This window comes from Variovorax sp. TBS-050B (genome assembly GCF_029893635.1).
GTDB lineage: Bacteria > Pseudomonadota > Gammaproteobacteria > Burkholderiales > Burkholderiaceae_C > Variovorax.
The window spans coordinates 627,925-647,228 of the sequence record NZ_JARXYR010000002.1 but is presented as its reverse complement, the minus strand read 5'-3'; the positions used below and the strand labels follow the sequence as shown (position 1 = coordinate 647,228).

General features: G+C 70.5%; 17 protein-coding genes. 8 read left to right on the top strand and 9 right to left on the bottom strand.

Features of this window, described 5'->3' with window-relative positions:
• Positions 1–14: 14 nt before the first annotated feature.
• Complete coding sequence (locus tag M2165_RS06050; protein ID WP_280813772.1) at positions 15–1,472, bottom strand: esterase-like activity of phytase family protein; 1,458 nt, start codon at positions 1,470–1,472, stop codon at positions 15–17.
• Between the two features lie 73 nt (positions 1,473–1,545).
• Positions 1,546–2,334 (bottom strand): IclR family transcriptional regulator C-terminal domain-containing protein, encoded by a 789-nt coding sequence (locus M2165_RS06045; RefSeq protein WP_280813771.1) that lies wholly within the window; start codon positions 2,332–2,334, stop codon positions 1,546–1,548.
• A gap of 136 nt (positions 2,335–2,470) precedes the next feature.
• Here M2165_RS06045 and M2165_RS06040 point away from each other — a divergent pair, with 136 nt between their 5' ends.
• The 4 genes from M2165_RS06040 (at position 2,471) to M2165_RS06025 (ending at position 6,171) form a co-directional block, all read left to right on the top strand.
• Positions 2,471–3,172, top strand: coding sequence for a 3-oxoacid CoA-transferase subunit A (locus M2165_RS06040; RefSeq protein ID WP_280813770.1), 702 nt, complete (start codon positions 2,471–2,473; stop codon positions 3,170–3,172).
• Positions 3,169–3,819: a 3-oxoacid CoA-transferase subunit B gene (locus M2165_RS06035; protein ID WP_280813769.1), complete on the top strand. Its 651-nt coding sequence runs from the start codon at positions 3,169–3,171 to the stop codon at positions 3,817–3,819. The genes M2165_RS06040 and M2165_RS06035 overlap by 4 nt, the downstream gene beginning before the upstream one ends.
• Positions 3,820–3,982: 163 nt before the next feature.
• Positions 3,983–5,188 (top strand): 3-oxoadipyl-CoA thiolase, encoded by a 1,206-nt coding sequence (gene pcaF / locus M2165_RS06030; protein ID WP_280813768.1) that lies wholly within the window; start codon positions 3,983–3,985, stop codon positions 5,186–5,188.
• The gene (locus tag M2165_RS06025) at positions 5,188–6,171 is read left to right on the top strand and encodes a tripartite tricarboxylate transporter substrate binding protein (RefSeq protein ID WP_280813767.1); all 984 of its coding nucleotides are present in this window, start codon (positions 5,188–5,190) and stop codon (positions 6,169–6,171) included. The genes pcaF and M2165_RS06025 overlap by 1 nt, the downstream gene beginning before the upstream one ends.
• A gap of 25 nt (positions 6,172–6,196) precedes the next feature.
• Here the strand turns inward: M2165_RS06025 and M2165_RS06020 are convergent, their stop codons facing one another.
• The 5 genes from M2165_RS06020 to rtcR all read right to left on the bottom strand — a co-directional run bounded on the left by M2165_RS06020 (position 6,197) and on the right by rtcR (position 11,667).
• A complete protein-coding gene (locus tag M2165_RS06020) occupies positions 6,197–7,624 on the bottom strand; it encodes an Ig-like domain-containing protein (protein WP_280813766.1) in 1,428 nt (475 codons plus the stop codon).
• A 250-nt stretch (positions 7,625–7,874) separates the two neighbouring features.
• On the bottom strand, positions 7,875–8,126 hold the full coding sequence (locus tag M2165_RS06015; RefSeq protein WP_280813765.1) for a hypothetical protein: 252 nt from the start codon (positions 8,124–8,126) through the stop codon (positions 7,875–7,877).
• A gap of 147 nt (positions 8,127–8,273) precedes the next feature.
• Positions 8,274–9,218 carry an ornithine cyclodeaminase family protein gene (locus M2165_RS06010; RefSeq protein WP_280813764.1) on the bottom strand — a complete coding sequence of 315 codons (945 nt, stop codon included), beginning with the start codon at positions 9,216–9,218 and terminating at the stop codon, positions 8,274–8,276.
• Complete coding sequence (locus M2165_RS06005) at positions 9,215–10,060, bottom strand: alpha/beta hydrolase (protein WP_280813763.1); 846 nt, start codon at positions 10,058–10,060, stop codon at positions 9,215–9,217. The genes M2165_RS06010 and M2165_RS06005 overlap by 4 nt, the downstream gene beginning before the upstream one ends.
• Positions 10,057–11,667, bottom strand: a complete 1,611-nt coding sequence (gene rtcR, locus M2165_RS06000) for an RNA repair transcriptional activator RtcR (RefSeq protein WP_280813762.1) — start codon at positions 11,665–11,667, stop codon at positions 10,057–10,059. Before rtcR ends, M2165_RS06005 begins: the two co-directional genes overlap by 4 nt.
• Before the next feature lie 215 nt (positions 11,668–11,882).
• On the opposite strand from rtcR, the gene M2165_RS05995 reads away from it, so the two are divergent.
• The 4 genes from M2165_RS05995 (at position 11,883) to rtcA (ending at position 17,069) form a co-directional block, all read left to right on the top strand.
• Positions 11,883–13,436 (top strand): VWA domain-containing protein, encoded by a 1,554-nt coding sequence (locus tag M2165_RS05995; RefSeq protein WP_280813761.1) that lies wholly within the window; start codon positions 11,883–11,885, stop codon positions 13,434–13,436.
• Positions 13,437–13,764: 328 nt separating this feature from the next.
• Positions 13,765–14,988 carry an RtcB family protein gene (locus M2165_RS05990; protein ID WP_280813760.1) on the top strand — a complete coding sequence of 408 codons (1,224 nt, stop codon included), beginning with the start codon at positions 13,765–13,767 and terminating at the stop codon, positions 14,986–14,988.
• Positions 14,989–15,034: 46 nt separating this feature from the next.
• Positions 15,035–15,952, top strand: coding sequence for a zinc-ribbon domain containing protein (locus tag M2165_RS05985; RefSeq protein WP_280813759.1), 918 nt, complete (start codon positions 15,035–15,037; stop codon positions 15,950–15,952).
• Positions 15,953–15,989: 37 nt separating this feature from the next.
• Positions 15,990–17,069, top strand: a complete 1,080-nt coding sequence (rtcA, locus tag M2165_RS05980) for an RNA 3'-terminal phosphate cyclase (RefSeq protein ID WP_280813758.1) — start codon at positions 15,990–15,992, stop codon at positions 17,067–17,069.
• Between the two features lie 6 nt (positions 17,070–17,075).
• On the opposite strand, the gene M2165_RS05975 is transcribed toward rtcA, so the two are convergent.
• Positions 17,076–17,531, bottom strand: a complete 456-nt coding sequence (locus M2165_RS05975; RefSeq protein WP_280813757.1) for a hypothetical protein — start codon at positions 17,529–17,531, stop codon at positions 17,076–17,078.
• A gap of 128 nt (positions 17,532–17,659) precedes the next feature.
• Entirely contained in the window at positions 17,660–19,303 is a 1,644-nt protein-coding gene (locus tag M2165_RS05970; RefSeq protein ID WP_280813756.1) for an adenylate/guanylate cyclase domain-containing protein, read from the bottom strand.
• Position 19,304: the final 1 nt, after the last annotated feature.

The window sequence follows — 19,304 nt, the reverse complement described above, 5'->3', positions numbered from 1 at the left end:
CCCGGGCGCCGGGCCTACGGCGCGCTGCGCCGGAACAGCGCCTGGTCGAAGCGGATCGTGACGATCTCGGTGTCGTCCGGCTTGCCGGGCATGCGGCCGTCCTCGGTCGGGAAGTTGGTGTCGATCGCGACCGCCAGCGTGTGCTCGTCGACCACCTCCACGCTCTCGACCGAGTCGAAGGGCATGCTGAACCTGCCGCTCGCGACGCCCGCGAGCGGGCCGCCGATGTCGGCCGGATCGGCCATGTTCAGCAGGTCCACGAGCAGCGTCTTCTTCAGCACGCCGTCGGCATCCCTGACGTCGAGGTCGACGAGGTAGAGGCGCTTGACCACCGCCTTCGCGCCGTAGAGGCTGTCGCGCTCGATCAGCACGAACCGGTTGCCGCCGACGTTGGTCATGTCGCCGATCACGATCTGGTTGTCCTTGGGCGGCCCGTCCTTGCGGTAGACCGCGTTCTTGCCGGTGTAGAGCATCGAGGCGGGATCGAACTCGAAGAAGTTCAGGTAGCGCTCGTCGTCGGCCACCGGCCGCAGCGCCGCCAGCGAGGGCGCCGCCTCCGGCACTGCATAGAGCCGGGTCTTGTCGCCGTTGAAGGCGAGGCTCTCGAAGCCGCGGCTCGACAGCGAGGTCGCCGTGGCGCCCTCGTTCATCACCAGCGGATTGGACGGACTGCGCAGGAACGGGTGCGGCACCGGGTCGCCCATCAGCGTGCCGTCCTTGTCGAAGTGCAGGATGTAGGGGCCGAACTCCTCGCCCACGAAGTACGTGCCGTCGCTTGCACGCGCGATCGACTCGACGTCCAGGTCGAAGCCCGTCAGCAGCCGCCCGTTGACGATGCGCGCGTCGACGGGCTTGCCGCTGTCGACGAGGTTGTTGCCCGAGACCGTCTGGTAGTTGGCGAAGTCGGCGGTGATCTTCAGGTCCACGCCCTTGCCGTCCTTGAGGAAGCCCTTGGCGTCGTTGAACGAGACGTGGCTGTTCACCTTCACGCTGCCGGGCTTCGTGGTGCCGTCGGACGCGGTGCGGAAATCGATGCTGACGTTGTAGAACCCGAGCACGAAGTCGCCCGAGTTGCTCTTGCTGCCATAGCCGTTGTCGGGCATGGCGGTCCAGGTGCCGTCGTCGTTCTTCAGCAGCGCCGAGAAGCCCGGGATCGGCTGGGCGTCCGCGAAGGGCGGCGTCACGCCGAGCGCGCTGGTGATGAACTGGCCCGTGGTCGGCCCCGGCCAGCGGAAGCTGTCGGCCAGCGAGGCCCATCCGGTGAGCTTGTGCGGCAGTCCTTCGGCGGGGTCCTGCGGCGCCGGCGGGGCAGGGGCGGGCGCCGGGGCCGGCGAGGGAGCGGGCGACAGCGCGATCGGCGGAAAGGCGATGCCGTTTCCGCCGCCACCGCCACATGCGGCGAGAACGGCAGAGGCGACGGCCGCGATCGCCAGATGGCGCGGCAAGGTGGACGAGACAAAGCGACTGAACATGATCGACCCTCGGTTTTGGAGTGAGGGCGCAATCTAGAAAACCGATGTGACCTGCCCGTGAATGCCCGTGCGGTCAGAGCATGCGCGAGATCCGGTCGGCCGCTTCGCGCAGCGCGGGCAGCATGGTCTCCTGCATCGCCTTCGCGCTGGTGCGGTTGGCCTGTCCGCTGATGTTGAGCGCCGCCACCATGCGGCCCTGCCGGTCGACGACCGGGGCGGCCACGGAGATCAGGCCCTCCTCGAGTTCCTGGTTCACGAGGCACCATTGCTGCCGCCGCGCCTGCGCGACCTTGGCCATGAGCGCGTCCACGTCCGTGACGGTGTGCTTCGTGAACGCCGCGCGGTCGGACGCCTCGAGCCGCGCGCGCACCTCGTCGTCGTCGAGGTCGGCCAGCAGCAGCCGGCCCATCGAAGTGCAGTAGGCCGGCAGCCGCGAGCCCACGCCCAGGCTGATGCGCATGATCTTCTGCGTGGGCACGCGCAGCACGTAGACGATGTCGGTGGCGTCGAGCACCGCGGCCGAGCACGACTCCTGCACCTGCTGCACCAGCGCCTCCATCACCGGCTCCGCGCGGTTCCAGATCGGCATCGACGACAGGTAGGCGAAGCCCAGATCGAGGATGCGCGGCGTGAGCGTGAAGAGCTTGCCGTCGCTCACCACGTAGCCGAGCGTCTGCAGCGTGAGCAGGATGCGCCGCGCACCCGCGCGCGTGAGCCCGCTCGCGGCCGCCACTTCGCTCAGCGTCTGGCGCGGTGCGCTTTCGCTGAACGAGCGGATCACCTGCAGGCCGCGCGCGAACGACTGCACGTAGCTGTCGCCGGGGGCGGGCGTGGCGGGGGTGGAAGGGGTGTGGGTTGCCATGGGCGCGAATCGTCCTTAGAATTCATTATACGAACAAATGTTCTGTATGCGAACAAATCGACGGCGCCGCGACAGCATCCGGCCAGCCGTTCGGCGTTCGCTCTCCCTTTCTTCTTCACTCCCGGAGACAGGTTTCATGATCAACAAGATCGCGCGCTCGGTCGCCGACGCCCTCGCCGGCGTTCCCGACGGCGCCACGGTGCTCATCGGCGGCTTCGGCACCGCCGGCATTCCCGGCGAACTCATCGACGGCCTCATCGAGCAGGGCGCCAAGGACCTCACGGTGGTCAACAACAACGCCGGCAACGGCGAGACCGGCCTCGCGGCGCTGCTCAAGGCCGGCCGCGTGCGCAAGATCATCTGCAGCTTCCCGCGCCAGGCCGACAGCCAGGTCTTCGACGGGCTCTACCGCAGCGGCAAGCTCGAACTCGAACTGGTGCCGCAGGGCAACCTCGCCGAGCGCATCCGCGCCGCGGGCGCGGGCATCGGCGCCTTCTTCTGCCCCACCGGCTACGGCACCCAGCTCGCGGGCGACCGCGAGACGCGCGAGATCGACGGCAAGCAGTACGTGCTCGAATACCCGATCCACGGCGACGTGGCGCTCATCAAGGCCGAGCGCGGCGACCGCTGGGGCAACCTGGTCTACCGCAAGGCGGCGCGCAACTTCGGTCCCGTGATGGCCATGGCCGCGAAGAAGACCGTGGCCACGGTGCACGACATCGCCGAACTCGGCACGCTCGACCCCGAGACCATCGTCACGCCCGGCATCTTCGTGCACCAGGTGGTGCGCATCGAACGCGTCGCCACGCAGGCCGGCGGCTTCAAGAAGGGAGCATGAACATGACCGCATACACCCGCCGCACCAAGGACCAGCTCGCCGCGCGCGTGGCGCAGGACATCTTCGACGGCGCCGTCGTCAACCTCGGCATCGGCCAGCCCACGCTCGTGGCCAACCACCTGCCGAAGGGCCGCGAGGTCATCCTGCAGAGCGAGAACGGCATCCTCGGCATGGGCCCCGCGCCCGAGGCCGGCGAGGAGGACTACGACCTCATCAACGCCGGCAAGCAGCCCGTCACGCTGCTGCCGGGCGGTTCGTTCTTCCACCATGCCGACAGCTTCGCGATGATGCGCGGCGGCCACCTCGACATCTGCGTGCTCGGCGCCTTCCAGGTTTCGGCCACCGGCGACCTCGCCAACTGGCACACGGGCGAGAAGGATGCCATCCCCGCGGTCGGCGGCGCGATGGACCTCGCGATCGGCGCCAAGCAGACCTGGGTCATGATGGACCTGCTGACCAAGCAGGGCGCGAGCAAGCTGGTGAAGGAATGCACGTATCCGCTGACCGGCATCGGCTGCGTCAAGCGCGTGTATTCCGACCTGGCGACGCTCGAATGCACGCCGCAGGGGCTCAGGCTCATCGACACGGTCGAGGGGCTGAGCCGCGAGGCGCTAGAGAAGCTCGTGGGTTTGCCGATCGCAGCCTGAAAACGGACAGCCGAACGCAGAACGAAGACAAAAGCTACGCAGAAGTCGCAGAAGAAACCCGAATAATTTTTCTGTTTTCCTTCTGCGACCTCTGCGCAACCTTCGCGACCTCTGCGTTCGGTCCCCGTTCCCGCATCCAACTCCCTTTGAAGAGACACACACCATGACCAACCAAGCCTTCATCTGCGACGCCGTTCGCACCCCCTTCGGCCGCTACGGCGGATCGCTCTCCAGCGTGCGCACCGACGACCTCGGCGCGGTGCCGCTGAAGGCGCTGATGGAACGCAACAAGAACGTCGACTGGCAGGCCGTGACCGACGTGCTCTACGGCTGCGCCAACCAGGCCGGCGAGGACAACCGCAACGTCGCGCGCATGGCCGCGCTGCTTGCGGGCCTGCCGATCGAGGTGCCCGGCGCGACCATCAACCGGCTCTGCGGCTCGGGGCTCGATGCGGTGGGCACGGCCGCGCGCGCGATCCGCGCGGGCGAGGCGGGCCTGATGATCGCGGGCGGTGTCGAGAGCATGAGCCGCGCCCCCTTCGTCATGCCCAAGGCCGAGACCGCCTTCAGCCGCAACAACGCGGTGTACGACACCACCATCGGCTGGCGCTTCGTCAACAAGCTCATGAAGGCGCAGTACGGCGTCGACTCCATGCCCGAGACGGCCGAGAACGTGGCGACCGACTACAAGATCGAGCGCGAGGCGCAGGACCGCATGGCGCTCGCCTCGCAACTGCGCGCGGTCGCCTCGCAGAAGTCCGGCTTCTTCGACGCCGAGATCGTGCCCGTGACCGTGCCGCAGAAGAAGGGCGATCCGATCGTCGTCGGCAAGGACGAGCATCCGCGCGAGACCAGCCTCGAATCGCTCGCCAAGCTCAAGGGCGTGGTGCGGCCCGACGGCACCGTGACCGCGGGCAATGCCAGCGGCGTGAACGACGGCGCCTGCGCGCTGCTGCTGGCCGACGAGGCCAGCGCCGCGAAGCACGGCCTCACGCCGCGCGCGCGCATCGTGGGCATGGCCACGGCCGGCGTGGCGCCGCGCGTGATGGGCATCGGCCCGGCGCCCGCCACGCAGAAGGTGCTGGCGCTCACCGGCCTCAAGCTCGAGCAGATCGACGTCATCGAACTCAACGAGGCCTTCGCGGCGCAGGGCCTCGCGGTGCTGCGCCTGCTGGGCCTCGCCGACGACGATGCGCGCGTCAACATCAACGGCGGCGCGATCGCGCTCGGCCATCCGCTCGGCGCCAGCGGCGCGCGCCTGGCCACCACCGCGGTCAACCAGCTGCACAAGGGCGGCGGCCGCTATGCGCTGTGCACCATGTGCATCGGCGTGGGCCAGGGCATCGCGGTGATCCTGGAACGGGTCTGATGGACCGCGCACGACGCGGCCTGCTGCTCGGCCTCGCGGCGGCGGCGGGCCTGCCCGCCATGGCGCAGCAGCAGCAGGGCGGTGCGAAGCCGATCCGCATCGTCGTGCCCTTCGCGCCCGGCGGCGGCAACGACGTGTTCGCACGCCAGATGGCCAAGGGCCTGGGCGAACTGCGCCAGCAGGGCGTGGTGGTCGACAACAAGCCCGGCGCCGGCGGCAACCTCGGCACCGAGCAGGTGGTGCGCAGCGCCGCCGACGGCAGCACGCTGCTGCTGGGCCATACCGGCACCGTGTCGATCAACCCGGCGCTCTACAAAGGCCTGCGGTTCGACGCCCGCAAGGACCTGGTGCCGGTGGCCATGTTCGCCTCCTCGGCGCTGGTGCTGGTGGTGCCCGCCGCCTCGAAGATCCGCAGCATCGCCGACCTGGTGGCCGAGGCCAGGGCCCGGCCAGGGCTGCTCGACTACGCCTCCAGCGGCAGCGGCACCGGCGGCCACCTGACCGGCGAGTATTTCGCGCAGCGCACCGGCACCAGGATCAACCACATCCCGTACAAGGGCACGAGTCCCGCGCTCACCGACCTGGCGGGCGGTCAGGTGCAGATGATGTTCAGCGTCGTGCCGCCGGCGCTCGCGCTCGTGAAGGGCGGGCGGCTGCGCGCGATCGCGGTCACGGGCGCGAAGCGCCTGCCCCTGCTGCCCGAGGTGCCGACCGTGGCCGAATCGGGCCTGCGCGAACTCGCGGGCTTCGAGAGCACGCTGACCTACGGCATCCTCGCGCCGCGCGGCACGCCGGAAGCCGTGGTGAAGGAACTCTCGGCGCAAATGCTGGAGGTGGCGGGCGGTACCGAATTCCAGGCGCGGCTCGACGTCGAAGGCGCCGTGCCGCTGCTCGGCGGGCCGGCGGAGTACGCCGCGCTGATCGCGCGCGAAAGCGCGCTGTGGGGCGGCATCGTCAAGACCTCGGGCGCCACCGCGGCGTGATGCCGCCGACGCGGGCGCAGCCCGCTCAGAGCGCGGCGACGTCGTCGCCGGCCTGCGGCGCCACCCGCACCTCGACCGAGGTCGCGGCCGCATTGCCCGCGGCATCGGTCGCGAGCACCTCGATCGTCTGCACCCCCGGCCGGCCGGGCGTCCAACTGCACACGTAAGGCGCGGCCGTGAAGGTGCACACCGGCAGGGTGCTGCCGGCCAGCATCACCTTCACGCCGACGACGCCGTGGTCGTCGGAGACCACGGGCGCGAGCGTGGTGGGCTCGCCGACCACGGCCGTCGCGGGCGCGTTCACCGCCACCATCGGCAACTGCGCGTCGGCCACGCCCAGCGGCAGGTCGATGGTGATCGCGGCACGGCCGTGCACCGCCTTCTGCTCGAAGGCGTCGAAGATGGTGAACCAGGTCGCGCCCGCCACGCGGCCCTCGGCCTGCGCCTTCACCAGCAGCGTCGTCTTGCCGACCGCGAAGCAGCTGTGGCCGCAGCCCCAGTCGAAGACGAAGCGGCCCTGCGCGTCGCTCGTGCCTTCGGCCACCGGCACCAGTGGCCGGCGCGAACCCGGGTCGCGCCACACGGCGACCCTGGCGCCCGGCAGCGCGGCGCCGCTCGCGCGGTCGGTGACGGCCACCTGCGTGCGTGCGGTGCCGGCCATGTACTTCGAACTCGCCCAGCGCGGCCATTGGCGCCAGTCGGTGTTGATCATCGCCTTCGTGCCCGCGGTGAAGCGCGTCATCGCGAGCGTGGCGGCGCGGTTGGCCTGCGGGCGGAAGCGTTCCTCGAACACGCTGCCCAGCAGCGGATCGTGGCGCCAGTGCTGGCGCGGCCACCAGTACGGATCGCGCGGGTTCGACAGCGCCAGGTCGGCCTTGGGCGCCACGCCCGTGGTGTCGGCCACGTGGCTCGCGTTGTAGTACTCGCCCGAGCCCGCGCCGAACACATGCTCCAGCTCGTGCAGCAGCGTCTTGAGCTGGCGGCCGAGGTAGTCCTTCTCGGTCGTTTCGGGCGCGGCCGCGGTCGGCACGCGCGACAGCCGCGCCGGATCGTGGATGCCGATCCAGTGGAGGTTCCAGACCACGCCCTTCTGCGGATAGGTCCAGCTCATCGCGAGCCCGCCGTGGCTGTAGCCGCGCTGCGAGACCGAGACGCAGACCGCGATCTCGCCGTCGACCAGGCCGTTGAAGCTGCAGCGCGGCGCCGCCGCGGGCGCGACCAGCTGCAGGTCCGAGGCCGGATCGAAGACGAAGCTGCGCACCGTTTCGCGCCGGAACACGCTGTTCACGTCGGCCACGTAGAGCGCCAGGCGCCGGCCCGCCTCGGCGGCGCCGATGCCGGCGGCGTGCGAAGGATCGACGTAGAACTTCAGCCGGTGCACGCTCGGCGGCGCCTGGCCCACTTCATCCAGCGCCGCCGATGCGGCCATCGGCAGCAGGAGCAGCAGCCCCATGGCGCTGGCCAGACCCGCCGCCGACCGGCGCATGCGCGCCCCCCATGCGGCCGCTCCAAAGCTCGAAAACATGCACAACCCCGGGCCGGCGAGAGAACACGCGTCGACGGCCGGCTGTGCGAACGACGCTCCTCTGCTATCCGGCGCCGGGCGGGGTCGAGTTACGGGGAAGCGGGCTTAGATGTGAACTTTTGCACGCATTAATCGGCGGATGTGCTCTCCGCCTTAATTCAAATGTGTGAATACGGGCTCAGGCGGCCCAGGCGTTCAGCGACAGCCGCCGCAGCATGTCGGCCTGGCGCGATTCCTCGGCGTCGCGCAGGCTCTTGGCCGCGCGCGCTGCCACGTAGCCGACGTACATGGCCTCGACGGCCTGGGCCCATGCCTGCATGGCGGGCGATGCTGCGGCGGACGCGTCGGGGGCGGCATCGCCGGCAGGGCATGCGGGCACGTCGAAACCGGCTTTGCCGAGGATGGTGGCTTTCTGTGAAACGGTGAGCATGCGGCAGGCCTCTCTCTGCATCGGGTGTCGATGGGCATCAGCCTAGCCCCGGCGCAAGAGGCGTGCCATCGGCCGCACGGCCTGCCTGCCTGTCAGCCGATGGCTTTCACGGGCGACCGCCGAAGGCCGATGCCTAGGCCTTAAGCCTTAGATCGCGTGTTGCCACACCAGCGTGGCCGCGGCCAGGTCCTCGAGCGCGCTGCCCACGGCCTTGAACACGGTGCGCTCGCGGTCGCCCGAACGGCCGGCGCGTTCGCCCCGGCAGAGTGCGGCCAGCGTGCCCTGCACCGCCTCCATGCGCAGCGTGCCGGATGCCACCGCGTCGAGCAGCTCACCGGCCTTCTGCAATGCCTCGGCGGTGTCGACGAAGACGCGCGCGCCCTCGAAGCAGCGCACGTCGGCCTCGCGCATCGCGGGCGTGAAGCTGCCGATCAGATCGAGGTGCGAGCCCGGCGCCAGCCATTCGCCGCGCACCAGCGGCGCGGTCGCGAGCGTGGCGCAGCTCACGATGTCCGCCGCCCGCACGGCGGCTTCGAGGTCGGTGACGGCGCGTGCGTCCAGGCCCTCGGCGCGCCATTGCGCGGCCAGCGCCTCGGCGCCTTCGGGCCGGTGGTTCCACACCCGCACCTCGCCGATGGCGCGCACGCTCGCATGCGCGGCCGGCAGCAGGCGCGCGATGCGGCCGGTGCCCAGCACGAGCAGGCGGCGCGCATCGCCGCGCGCCAGAAAGGAAGCGCCGAGCGCCGAAGCCGCGGCCGTGCGGCGCGCGGTGATCTCGTTGCCGTCCATCAGCGCCAGCGGCACCCCGGTGCGCGCGTCGTACAGCACGTAGGTGGCATGCAGGCCCGGCAGGCCGCGCGCGCCGTTGCCCGGGAAGACGTTGATCGTCTTGATGCCCAGGAAGCCCGCGTCGCTCCATGCCGGCATGATGAGCACCGTGCCCTCGCCGGCATCGGCGCCGCCGCCGGTCCGGACCGTGTGCACATGGCGCGGCGGCACCTGCGCATCGGCCGCGAAGGCGGCATGCAGGGCGGGCACCAGCCGCGCAAAGTCGAGCGGTGCGCGGGTGGCGGCCTGGTCGAAGTGCTTCATGGTCGTGGCAGGGGTGGCGGCAGCGAAGCCTCGAAGAATGCCACCAGTGCGCGCTGCCAGGTGCTGCCGAAGCGCCCGGTCATCGGTTCGAGGTGGCCCGCGCCCGCCACCTCGACGAGCCGCTTGGGCTCGCGCGCATCGGCGAACAGGCGCTGCGAATGCGCGTGCGGGATCACCGCATCGGCGGTGCCGTGGATCAGCAGCAGCGGAATGGGCGAGATCGCCGCCACGTATCTGGAGGCGGCGAATTCGTCGCTCACGAGCAGGCCGGCGCCGGGCAGCTTCTCGTTCGCGATCGACCAATACGAATGGAAGGTCGACTCGATCGCCGCCGCCCGCACGCCCGCGCGGTTGCCCGATCCCAGCACCGCGATCGCGTTGGTGCCGCCCAGGCTCTGGCCGAAGACGAGGAGGCGCTCGGGGTCGACGTCGGCGCGTGCCCGCACATGGTCGAGCGCGGCGCTCGAATCCTCGAACACGCCCCGGGGCTCGGGCCTCCCTTCGGATTCGCCGTAGCCGCGGTAGTCGAACACGAAGACGTTGAAGTCCTGCTTCGGCAACCAGGCCACGAAGCGCCAGTGCGACGACATGTTCTGCGCATTGCCGTGGAAATGCACCACGGTGCCCCGGGCCTGCTTCGGGTCCGCGCGGTCGGCGGCGGGAATGAACCAGCCGGACAGGCGCGTGCCGTCGGCGCTGGCGAACTGCACCGGCTCGTAGCGCAGCCCGAGCGCCGCGGGAGTCTCGTAGCGCACGCGGTCGGGGTAATAGAACATCGACTGCACGCAGCCGCCGAGCAGGGCCGGCAGGGCGAAGAGGGTCGCGAGCTTCTTCCAGTTCATGCGATGCGGCTCCATTCGAGCCCGTACTTGGCGAGGTACTTGCGCAGACGGTCCGCATCGTTCACCACGCTGCGCTGCGCGCGCGAGGCCTGGAACAGCTGGCGCCCCGCGTCCGACAGGCTGCGCGCCCTTCGGCACACGCGCAGCACCGCTTCGAGCTGCAGGCGGTCGAACAGGTCGAGTGCCGCCGCGCGCGCCTCGCCGAGCAGCGCGTCGAGGTCGACGGCGTCCGCCGCGGCGCCGTGTCCGTCCGCCGGTGCCTCGCGGTTCCACAGCCAGCGCAGCCGCGCGATCTCGGCCTCGACCAGCGCGACCGGAATGCGCCCGCCGTCGGCCAGGGTGGCCAGGCGCGTCACGCTCGCCGACAGGTCGCGGAAGTTGCCGCACCACAGCGCCTCGCCGCTCTGCGCGAAGCGCAGGTAGGCCGCGCGCGCCTCGGCGTTGAAGCGCACCACGCGGTGGTTCTCGCTCGCATGCAGCGCCAGCAGGTGGTCGACGTTGGGCTCGATGTCCTCGGGGCGCTGCGCGAGCCCCGGCAGGTCGTAGGTCCAGAGATTGATGCGCGCGAACAGGTCTTCGCGAAAGCGCCCGGCCGCGACCTCGCTGCGCAGGTCGCGGTTGGTGCCGGCGATGAGCTGGAAATCGCTCTCCACCTCCTTGTCGGCGCCGACCGGGAAGAAGCGCTTCTCCTCGATGGCCTTGAGCAGCATCGCCTGCTCGTCGAGGCCGAGCTCGCCGATCTCGTCGAGAAAGAGCACGCCCTGGTGCGCGGTGCGCAGCAGCCCCGCGCGCTCGCTCGCGGCGCCGGTGAAGGCGCCCTTCTTGTGCCCGAACAGCGTGGAGGCCGCGCCGTCGCCGCGCAGCGTGGCGCAGTTCACCTCGACGAAGGGCCCGGTCGTCTGGTGGCGCGACTGCTTGAGCTCGAACATGCGCCGCGCCAGGAAGGACTTGCCCGCGCCCGTCGGCCCAACGAGCAGGATCGGCGCGCGCGACCGCACCGCCACGCGTTCGATCTCGTCGATCAGCGCATTGAAGCGCGCGTTGCGCGTGGCGATGCCGCTCTTCAGGAAGGCGACCGCGTCGCGCTGCTCGGCGTCGAAGCGGCGCGCGATCGCGTCGTAGCGCGAGAGGTCCAGATCGATCAGCGCGCAGGTGCCCGCCTCGCCCGCGCGCTGGCGCCGGGGCGGCGAGGTCTGCGCCAGCACGCCCGGAATCACGCGCGACTCCGACAGCAGGAACATGCAGATCTGCGCCACGTGCGTGCCGGTGGTGATGTGCGACCAGTACTGCTCGCGCTCGGTGTCGAAGGGGTAGGCGCGCGCCCAGTCGTACAGGCGCGTGTAGACCTCGCCGAAGTCCCAGGGATCGGCCAGCTCCATCGGCACGAGGTTGACCGTGGTCTCGGGCGAGACCGCCGCGATGTCGGCCTTGACGCGGTCGGCCAGCGCCTGATGGCGCAGCGTGTAAAGCAGCTCCATGCGCGCGACCACCATGTCCTCGTGCTGCGCGAGCGAGACCGTGGGGCGCCACTTCTCCCAGCGGCCGGTGCCCTGGCCGGCATCGAGCTGGGTGCCGAGGAAGCCGATGACGACGATGGGTTTCTTCATTGTTTGGATAAATGACTATCCAAAATTATAAGAAATATCCGGCAAACGGTGTCGATGGTTTGGCCAGCATGGGCGATGAATTGAAAAAAGGTCAATGAAATCAACGGGTTGTTGAGCTCCGACAAGGCGCCACCGGTACCTGGCACACCCGTTGCGATAAGGAGCACGTACCCAGTCAACGAACGAACAAAAAGAACCCCGCAAGGAGAAGTCAAATGGCCAACCTTCAACTCTTCCAGACCCTGCGCGGCGCGCTGCTGCCCGCGGCCACCGCGCGCAACGAAGCCGGTGGCGCGGCCTACGCGCCGTCGCCCAGGCACCAGCTGGCGCAACTCGCCGCGACCGGTTGCCTGAACAACAGCTTCTACGCACAGGCGCAGGACCAGCTCGATGCCGTGCTGGCCCTGGCCCGCCAAGTCGATCCGCTGTTCGTTGCCAAGACGGCCGTGTATGCGCGCCGCAGCGGTCACATGAAGGACATGCCCGCGCTGCTGGCCGCGACGCTCGCGGTGCGCGACGTGGCGCTGCTCGCCAAGGTGTTTCCGCAGGTGATCGACAACGGCAGGATGCTGCGCAACTTCGTGCAGATGCTGCGATCGGGTGCCGTGGGCCGCAAGTCGCTCGGCACGCGTCCGAAGAAGCTCGTGCAGCAATGGCTGCTCGACGCGACCGAGGCCCAATTGCTGAACGCCGCGGTGGGCAGCACGCCTTCGCTGGCCGACGTGGTGAAGATGGTTCACCCCAAGCCTGCCGAAGCGTGGCGCGCCGCATGGTTCGCATGGCTGATCGGCCGTCCGTATGCGCTCGAGGCGCTGCCGCCCGTGACGCAGGCCTTCGAACGCTTCAAGCGCGACCGTTCGCTCGAAGTGCCCGAGGTGCCGTTCCAGATGCTGACCGCGCTGGAACTGGACACCCGGGCCTGGGCGCGGATCGCGCAGCGCGGCTCGTGGCAGATGGTGCGCCAGAACCTGAACACCTTCGCCCGTCATGGCGTGTTCACGCTCCCCGGCCTGGCCGAGGAAGTGGCGGCGAAGCTACGCGATCCGCAGGCCGTGGCCAGGGCGCGCGTGCTGCCGTACCAGCTGATGGCGGCCTACGCCGCGACCGGCGCCGAGGTGCCGCACTCGGTGAAGGAGGCGCTGCAGGACGCGATGGAACTCGCGCTGGCCAACGTGCCGCAGTTCGAGGGCCGCGTGGTGGTGTGCCCCGACGTGTCGGGCTCGATGAGCGCGCCGGTGACGGGCTACCGCGGCTCCGCGACTTCGGCGGTGCGCTGCATCGACGTGGCCGCGCTGGTGGCTGCCGCCGTGCTTCGCCGCAATGCGGATGCGCGTGTGCTGCCCTTCGAGACCAAAGTGGTTTCGCTGTCGCTGAATCCGCGCGATTCGGTGCTGACCAATGCCGCCAGGCTGGCGGCGGTGGGCGGTGGCGGCACCGCGTGCAGCGCGCCGCTGGCGTTGCTGAACCGCGAGAAGGCGCAGGCCGACCTGGTGGTTCTGGTGTCGGACAACGAATCGTGGGCCGACCGCGCACGTGGCCGCGGCACCGCGACCATGCAGGAGTGGGAGGCGTTCAGGAAGCGCAACCCGAAGGCGCGGATGGTCTGCATCGACATCCAGCCCTGTGCGACCACCCAGGCGCAGGAGCGCGACGATGTGCTGAACATCGGCGGCTTCAGCGACGAAGTGTTCAAGCTGCTGGCGGTCTATGCCGCGGGCGGCCTGGGCGCCGACCACTGGGTGGGTGTGATCGAAGAGACTTCGATCTGAGTGGAAAGCGAGACGGCGCCGTCGGCTGTGGCCGCGGCGCCCGATCCGAAGAAGAATCCGAATGAGTGTCGTCGTTCGGCGAATGCAGATGCGAGTACATACAACCATGTGCTTCCTCGCATCGATCGTTCGTCGCCGAACGGGGATGCAGGTGTTTGTGCAGCGAATGCTGGCGGAACTACAGCCTTCAACGCTCGGGGTCGCGGGTTCGAATCCCGCCGGTCGAAAGACCGTAGCTCAGTGGTAGAGCACGAATGTTTCGCCGATCCTTGTCGCTGCTTTTTTTATTGGAACCGACGCAGCCGCGCCGGCCTTTCCGGAGAGAAGAATGGAACAGAACTACAAGCTGCACGAAGTCGCCAACGGGGTGCCGGTGAAGATGTGGACGAACGGCGTGCCCGTGGAAGCCGAGGCGCAGCAGCAGCTCGAGAACGCCGCGCGCCTGCCGATCGTGTTCAAGCACATCGCGGCCATGCCCGACGTGCACTACGGCATCGGCGCGACCGTGGGTTCGGTGATTCCGACCTTCAAGGCCATCATCCCGGCCGCGGTGGGCGTGGACATCGGCTGCGGCATGATGGCCTGCAAGACCACGCTGCATGCGAACGACCTGCCCGACAACCTCGGCCCGCTGCGTTCCGCGATCGAGAAGGCCGTGCCGCACGGCTCGAACCCCAGGCGCATGGGCCGCGACAAGGGCTCGTGGGAAACGCCGCCGAACGAGACCGACGTGGCCTGGTCGGCGCTGAAGGGCGAGTTCGACGCGATCTGCGAGGACTATCCGCGCCTGAAGAACACCAACAACCACAAGCACCTGGGAACGCTGGGCACCGGCAATCACTTCATCGAGGTCTGCCTCGACGAGGCGGGCGCGGTGTGGTTCATGCTGCACTCGGGTTCGCGCGGCGTGGGCAATGCCATCGGCACGCACTTCATCGAGCTCGCGAAGAAGGATGCCGAACAGCACCAGCGCAACCTGCCCGACCAGGACCTCGCGTACTTCGAGGAAGGCGCGAAGTACTTCGGCGACTACGTGCGCGCCGTGGGCTGGGCCCAGAAGTTCGCGCGTGCGAACCGCGAGGTGATGATGCAGCGCGTGGTCGCGGCCGCGCGCAAGGTCATCGCCAAGCCCTTCGAGGCGCATGTGGAAGCGGTGAACTGCCACCACAACTACGTGAGCCGCGAGACGCACTTCGGCGAAGACGTGCTCGTGACCCGCAAGGGCGCGGTGAGCGCCAAGGCCGGCGAGCTCGGGATCATTCCGGGCAGCATGGGCGCCAAGAGCTACATCGTGCGCGGCAAGGGCAACCCCGAGAGCTTCATGAGCTGCAGCCACGGCGCGGGCCGCTCGATGAGCCGCACCAAGGCGAAGAAGCTCTACACCGTGGCCGACCAGGTCGCGGCGACCGAGGGCGTCGAATGCCGCAAGGATGCCGACGTGATCGACGAGATCCCGATGGCCTACAAGGACATCGATGCGGTGATGGCGGCGCAGAAGGACCTGGTGGAGGTGGTGTACACGCTCAAGCAGGTGGTTTGCGTGAAGGGATGACCGACGCCGCGGCGCGTGCCGCGGCCGGCAGGTGGAGGACAGGACCGTGAAGAGCAACAAGCAACGCCGCGCCGAGATCAAGGCGCACCGCCTCGCGCGCGCGGCGCGCATCGAGGCCGAGCTGCGCGCGCCCGACCGGCCGCGCGGCGCGCTGCTGCGCGCGCCGGGCATGGAGCCGGCCGATCTCGAGGTGCTCGCCCGCCACAACAACACCTACGGCACGCTGCCCACGCACTACCTCGACCGTGCCTTCACCTGCCGCGACTGCGGCGCCGAAGAGGTCTGGACCGCGAAGCAGCAGAAGTGGTGGTACGAGGTGGTGCATGCGAGCATCCACGGCGGCGCGGTGCGCTGCCTCGCCTGCCGGCGCGCGCGCCGTGCCGCGAGCGCGGCATCGCGCGACGGCGAGGGCGCGAACCTGCTCGGCCTGGCTTCGGCGCAACTGCGGGCGCTGGCCCGCTCGGCGCCCACGCCCGAGGCGCGCGCGCAGGTGGAGGCGGCGCTGGCGAGCAAGTGGTGGAGCCTGCGCGTGCTGGCCATCGCCGCGCTGGGCGTCTGGGGCGCGGAGGCCGACATCGAACGGCTGCGTGCGCTGGTCGAGGCGCGGCAGTCGACGTGGGGAAGCTGGGCGCGCGTGGGCGCCGACGAGGCCGCGAAGGCGCTCGCGGGCTGCCTGCGTCATCCGGGCGACGAAGACTGGGCCATCGAGGCCTGCCTGCGCGGCCAGGCGAATCCATGGCGCTGGCGCGACTTCCTGCGGGCCATCGACGGCGAACGGATCGCGGCCTGCGCCGAGGCCGCATTCGCGCACCGCGACGACGATCCCGAGCGGCTGCCGCGGCTTCTCGCGCTGATGCACTGCGTCGGCCGGCCGCCCTCGGCTTCGCAGATGGCGGTGGTGCGAAGCCATGCGCGCTGCGAGGTGCGCATGTGGGCGCAGCACTTCCAGCCGCGGCCGTCGTGAGCCGGGGCAAGACAACGAAGAAAAAAGAGATTCAGAAATGCAAGCACAAGAACAGGAGAACGCGGCACTGCCGCGAACCATCGCGCTCGACGGCGCCCAGGGCGAAGGCGGCGGCCAGATCCTGCGCACCAGCCTCGCGCTCTCGGTCGCCACGGGCCAGCCGGTCGCGATCGAGAACATCCGCGCGGGCCGCGCCAAGCCGGGCCTGATGCGTCAGCACCTCGCCTGCGTGAACGCCGCGGCGGAGATCAGCGGCGCCCGTGTCGAAGGCGCCGAGCTCGGCGCGCAGTCGCTGCGCTTCGCGCCCGGCGCGGTGCGCGCGGGCGCCTACCAGTTCACCGTCGCGAGCGCAGGCAGCTGCCTGCTCGTGCTGCAGACGGTGCTGCCGCCACTGCTGCTGGCCGGCGCGCCGAGCCGCGTGCAACTGCGCGGCGGCACGCACAACCCGATGGCGCCGCCCTTCCATTTCCTGGAGCGCGCCTTCGCGCCGCTGGTGCGCCGCCTGGGCGCGGACCTGCAGCTGGTGCTGCGCCGCGCCGGCTTCTATCCCGCGGGCGGCGGCGAGGTCGAGGCCACCATCGTGCCCGCGGCCGGCCTGCTGCAGCCCTTCGACCTGCTCGAACGCGGCGAGGCGCGCGAGCGCCATGCCGAATGTCTGGCGCCGGGGCTCGCACGCCACGTGCCCACGCGCGAACTCGAGACGCTGGGCGCCGCGCTGGGCTGGAGCGGCGAGCAGCTGCGCTACGGAACGGCGCGCCAGGATGAAGGTCCGGGCAATGCGCTGATGGCCACGCTCGTGCATGCGAACGTGACCGAGGTCTTCACCGCCTTCGGCGAGAAGACGCTCTCGGCCGAGCAGGTGGCGCATGCGCTGGTGAAGGAGGTGCGCGCCTTCCTCCAGAGCGAGGCGGCGGTCGGCCCGCACCTGGCCGATCAGCTCGCGCTGCTGCTGGCGCTCGCGACCTGGCAGAGCGGGCAGGCCGCGGCCTTCACCTGCAGCGAGGTGACCGAGCACACGCGCACCAACTGCGCGGTGATCGAGCGCTTCCTGCCGGTGCGCTTCGCCATCGCATCGCGGCGCGCGGCGTCGACGGTGCGCGTCGCGCCCGCGGGCTGAGCGCGTTCAGTTCGCGCCGGAAGCGCCGGCGCCGCTGCTCGCGACCGCGGGCGCGCCCTGCAGGCGCTGCACTTCGGCGGTGTAGGCGGCGCTCTGGCGCGACTGTTCGTAGGTGGCGCTGCGCTGGCGGAAGTCGGGGCTGGTGCGGTCCACGCTGTCCCGCAGTGCGTACTGGTCGAGGCCGGCACGGGTCCACAGCGCGAGGTCGGCCTGCACTTCGGCGCGGCTCAGCGCGCCGGCCGCCACGGCCTCGCCGGCGGCGCTGCCGGCCCAGGCTTCCTGCGGCGCGCGGGCGACCGTCTGCGAACGCGCAAGCTCGGTCTGCACCTCGGCGCGGCTCAGCGCACCGGCGGTCCTGGCGATCGGTGCGCCCACCCAGGCTTCGGCCGGCACGGTCTGGGCCGATGCGGCGCTGGCGGCGAGCGCGAGGGCGGAGAGGGCGATGAGTTGCTTGGTGTTCATGGTCGGAGAGTCCCTTCGGATGTCGTGTGGGCGGCGGACATTCGTCGTTGCCACGGCATGCAGTGTGAAACCGCGCTGCCGTTCGCGCTGTGCGTTTGCGCACCGGTTTCGGGCGAAGGGCTCGGGGCTCAGGCCGTGCGCGTGGCGTACAGCACCTGCAGCGGCTCGGTGCGGCCGCGCACCGCGAGCAGCTCGGGTTCGCCGAAGCGCTCGGCCGCACCGGCCTGTTGGGCCGCGAACAGCGAGAGCACGAGCCGCGCCGCGGCCTGCTTGGAGTGGTCCTGCAGCCGGCTCGCGGTGTTGACCACTTCGCCGATCGCGCTGAAGGTGGTGGTCTCGAGGTAGCCCACCTCGCCCACGGCGGCGCGGCCCGCATGCAGCCCCATGCCGAAATCGAGCCGCTGGCCGAACTGGGCCTCGAAGCCGTCGCTCCAGGCGTCCATGCGCTGGCCGATCAGCGTGGTGGCGTGCAGGGCCTGGCGGCAGGCGGTCGCGAGCTCGCACTCCAGGCCGAAGATCGCCATCACGCTGTCGCCGATGAACTGGTTGGGCACGCCGCCGGCCTCGCGCACCGCGGCGCCCACGGTGGCGAAGTAGCGGTCGAGCACGTAGGCGAGGTCGAAGGGCCACTGCCGCTCCGACAGGCCCGACCAGCGCCGCAGGTCGACGAACAGGATCGCGACCTCGCGCTCGTGCCCGAAGCGCGCGACCGGCGCGGGCCGGCCCTCGTTGGGCGGCGGCGCGAACAGCGGCGTGACCTCCACGTCGCCCTGCGGGCGCAGCTGGCACGCCAGGCGCACGTCGTGCGGCGCACGCACGCGTGCGAGGGTGCGTGCCTCGTCGCGCCCCGGAGCGCCGACGTGCGCGGCGGGTCCGGCCACGCGCACGCGGCAGGTGGAGCAGCGCGCCCGTCCGCCGCAGGCCGACAGGTGCGCGATGCCGTGCGCGCGGCTGGCCTCCAGCACGCTCCAGCCGCGCGGCACCTGCACCGTGCGGTCCGGGTAGCGCAGCGCGATCGATGCGCCGCCGGTCCAGCGGTGGACCCAGGCGCGGCCGGCGTGCGCGCCGAGCAGCAGCACCAGCCCGAGTGCATAGAACAGCTTGATGCTGCGCTCCACGGCCTCGAGCGTGCGGGCCTGCGCGGGCGTGGGCGCCGCGTAGGGCGGAACGCCGGTCCACTGGAATTCGCGCCCCATCGAGACGAAGCCGATCGCCGCGAGCAGCGGCAGCACCACCGCCAGCGCCAGCAGCAGGTGCGAGAAGCGGCGATACCAAGGCCGCACGCGCAGCGCGAAGTGCAGCCCCAGGCAGCCGTGCGCCCAGGCTGCGAGCATGAGGGCGAACTGCGCGCTCGCGCCCGGCAGATCCCACAGCCCCCACACCACCCGCGCATAGGAACCTTCGATGCCGTAGGCCGTGTGGGCCAGCCGCATGGCCGTGAGGTGCGCGGCCAGCAGCAGCGGCAGCGAAAAGCCGAGCACCACGCGCAAGGCCTCGAGCGGCGGCATGCGCAGCGTGTGGCGTTCCCACAGCGCCGCGACCGCGAGCACCAGGTGCACCAGCGCGGCGCCGTAGAGCAGCAGCGTGCCGGGCGGGCTGTGCCAGAAGGCGCGCAGCACGCCGAGCACGGCCTCCGCACGCGCGAACGACGCGATGCCGAGCGCATGGTTCAGCAGATGCAGCGTCACGTAGCCCATCAGCACCAGCCCGCTGGCCCATCGCAGGTTGCGCCGCGTCGGGGTCAGGGGGGTGGATGGGGAACGTCTGTCCATG

What these genes read in the sequence shown, in the direction of transcription:
- M2165_RS06035 (WP_280813769.1), top strand. Translation starts at nt 3,169, where the DNA reads ATGAACATGACCGCATACACCCGCCGCACCAAGGACCAGCTCGCCGCG.
- pcaF (WP_280813768.1), top strand. Translation starts at nt 3,983, where the DNA reads ATGACCAACCAAGCCTTCATCTGCGACGCCGTTCGCACCCCCTTCGGC.
- M2165_RS05990 (WP_280813760.1), top strand. Translation starts at nt 13,765, where the DNA reads ATGGAACAGAACTACAAGCTGCACGAAGTCGCCAACGGGGTGCCGGTG.
- rtcR (WP_280813762.1), bottom strand. Translation starts at nt 11,667, where the DNA reads ATGAAGAAACCCATCGTCGTCATCGGCTTCCTCGGCACCCAGCTCGAT.
- M2165_RS05970 (WP_280813756.1), bottom strand. Translation starts at nt 19,303, where the DNA reads ATGGACAGACGTTCCCCATCCACCCCCCTGACCCCGACGCGGCGCAAC.
- M2165_RS06045 (WP_280813771.1), bottom strand. Translation starts at nt 2,334, where the DNA reads ATGGCAACCCACACCCCTTCCACCCCCGCCACGCCCGCCCCCGGCGAC.
- M2165_RS05995 (WP_280813761.1), top strand. Translation starts at nt 11,883, where the DNA reads ATGGCCAACCTTCAACTCTTCCAGACCCTGCGCGGCGCGCTGCTGCCC.
- M2165_RS06025 (WP_280813767.1), top strand. Translation starts at nt 5,188, where the DNA reads ATGGACCGCGCACGACGCGGCCTGCTGCTCGGCCTCGCGGCGGCGGCG.
- M2165_RS06015 (WP_280813765.1), bottom strand. Translation starts at nt 8,126, where the DNA reads ATGCTCACCGTTTCACAGAAAGCCACCATCCTCGGCAAAGCCGGTTTC.
- M2165_RS05975 (WP_280813757.1), bottom strand. Translation starts at nt 17,531, where the DNA reads ATGAACACCAAGCAACTCATCGCCCTCTCCGCCCTCGCGCTCGCCGCC.
- M2165_RS06010 (WP_280813764.1), bottom strand. Translation starts at nt 9,218, where the DNA reads ATGAAGCACTTCGACCAGGCCGCCACCCGCGCACCGCTCGACTTTGCG.
- M2165_RS06040 (WP_280813770.1), top strand. Translation starts at nt 2,471, where the DNA reads ATGATCAACAAGATCGCGCGCTCGGTCGCCGACGCCCTCGCCGGCGTT.
- M2165_RS06020 (WP_280813766.1), bottom strand. Translation starts at nt 7,624, where the DNA reads ATGGGGCTGCTGCTCCTGCTGCCGATGGCCGCATCGGCGGCGCTGGAT.
- M2165_RS06005 (WP_280813763.1), bottom strand. Translation starts at nt 10,060, where the DNA reads ATGAACTGGAAGAAGCTCGCGACCCTCTTCGCCCTGCCGGCCCTGCTC.
- M2165_RS06050 (WP_280813772.1), bottom strand. Translation starts at nt 1,472, where the DNA reads ATGTTCAGTCGCTTTGTCTCGTCCACCTTGCCGCGCCATCTGGCGATC.
- rtcA (WP_280813758.1), top strand. Translation starts at nt 15,990, where the DNA reads ATGCAAGCACAAGAACAGGAGAACGCGGCACTGCCGCGAACCATCGCG.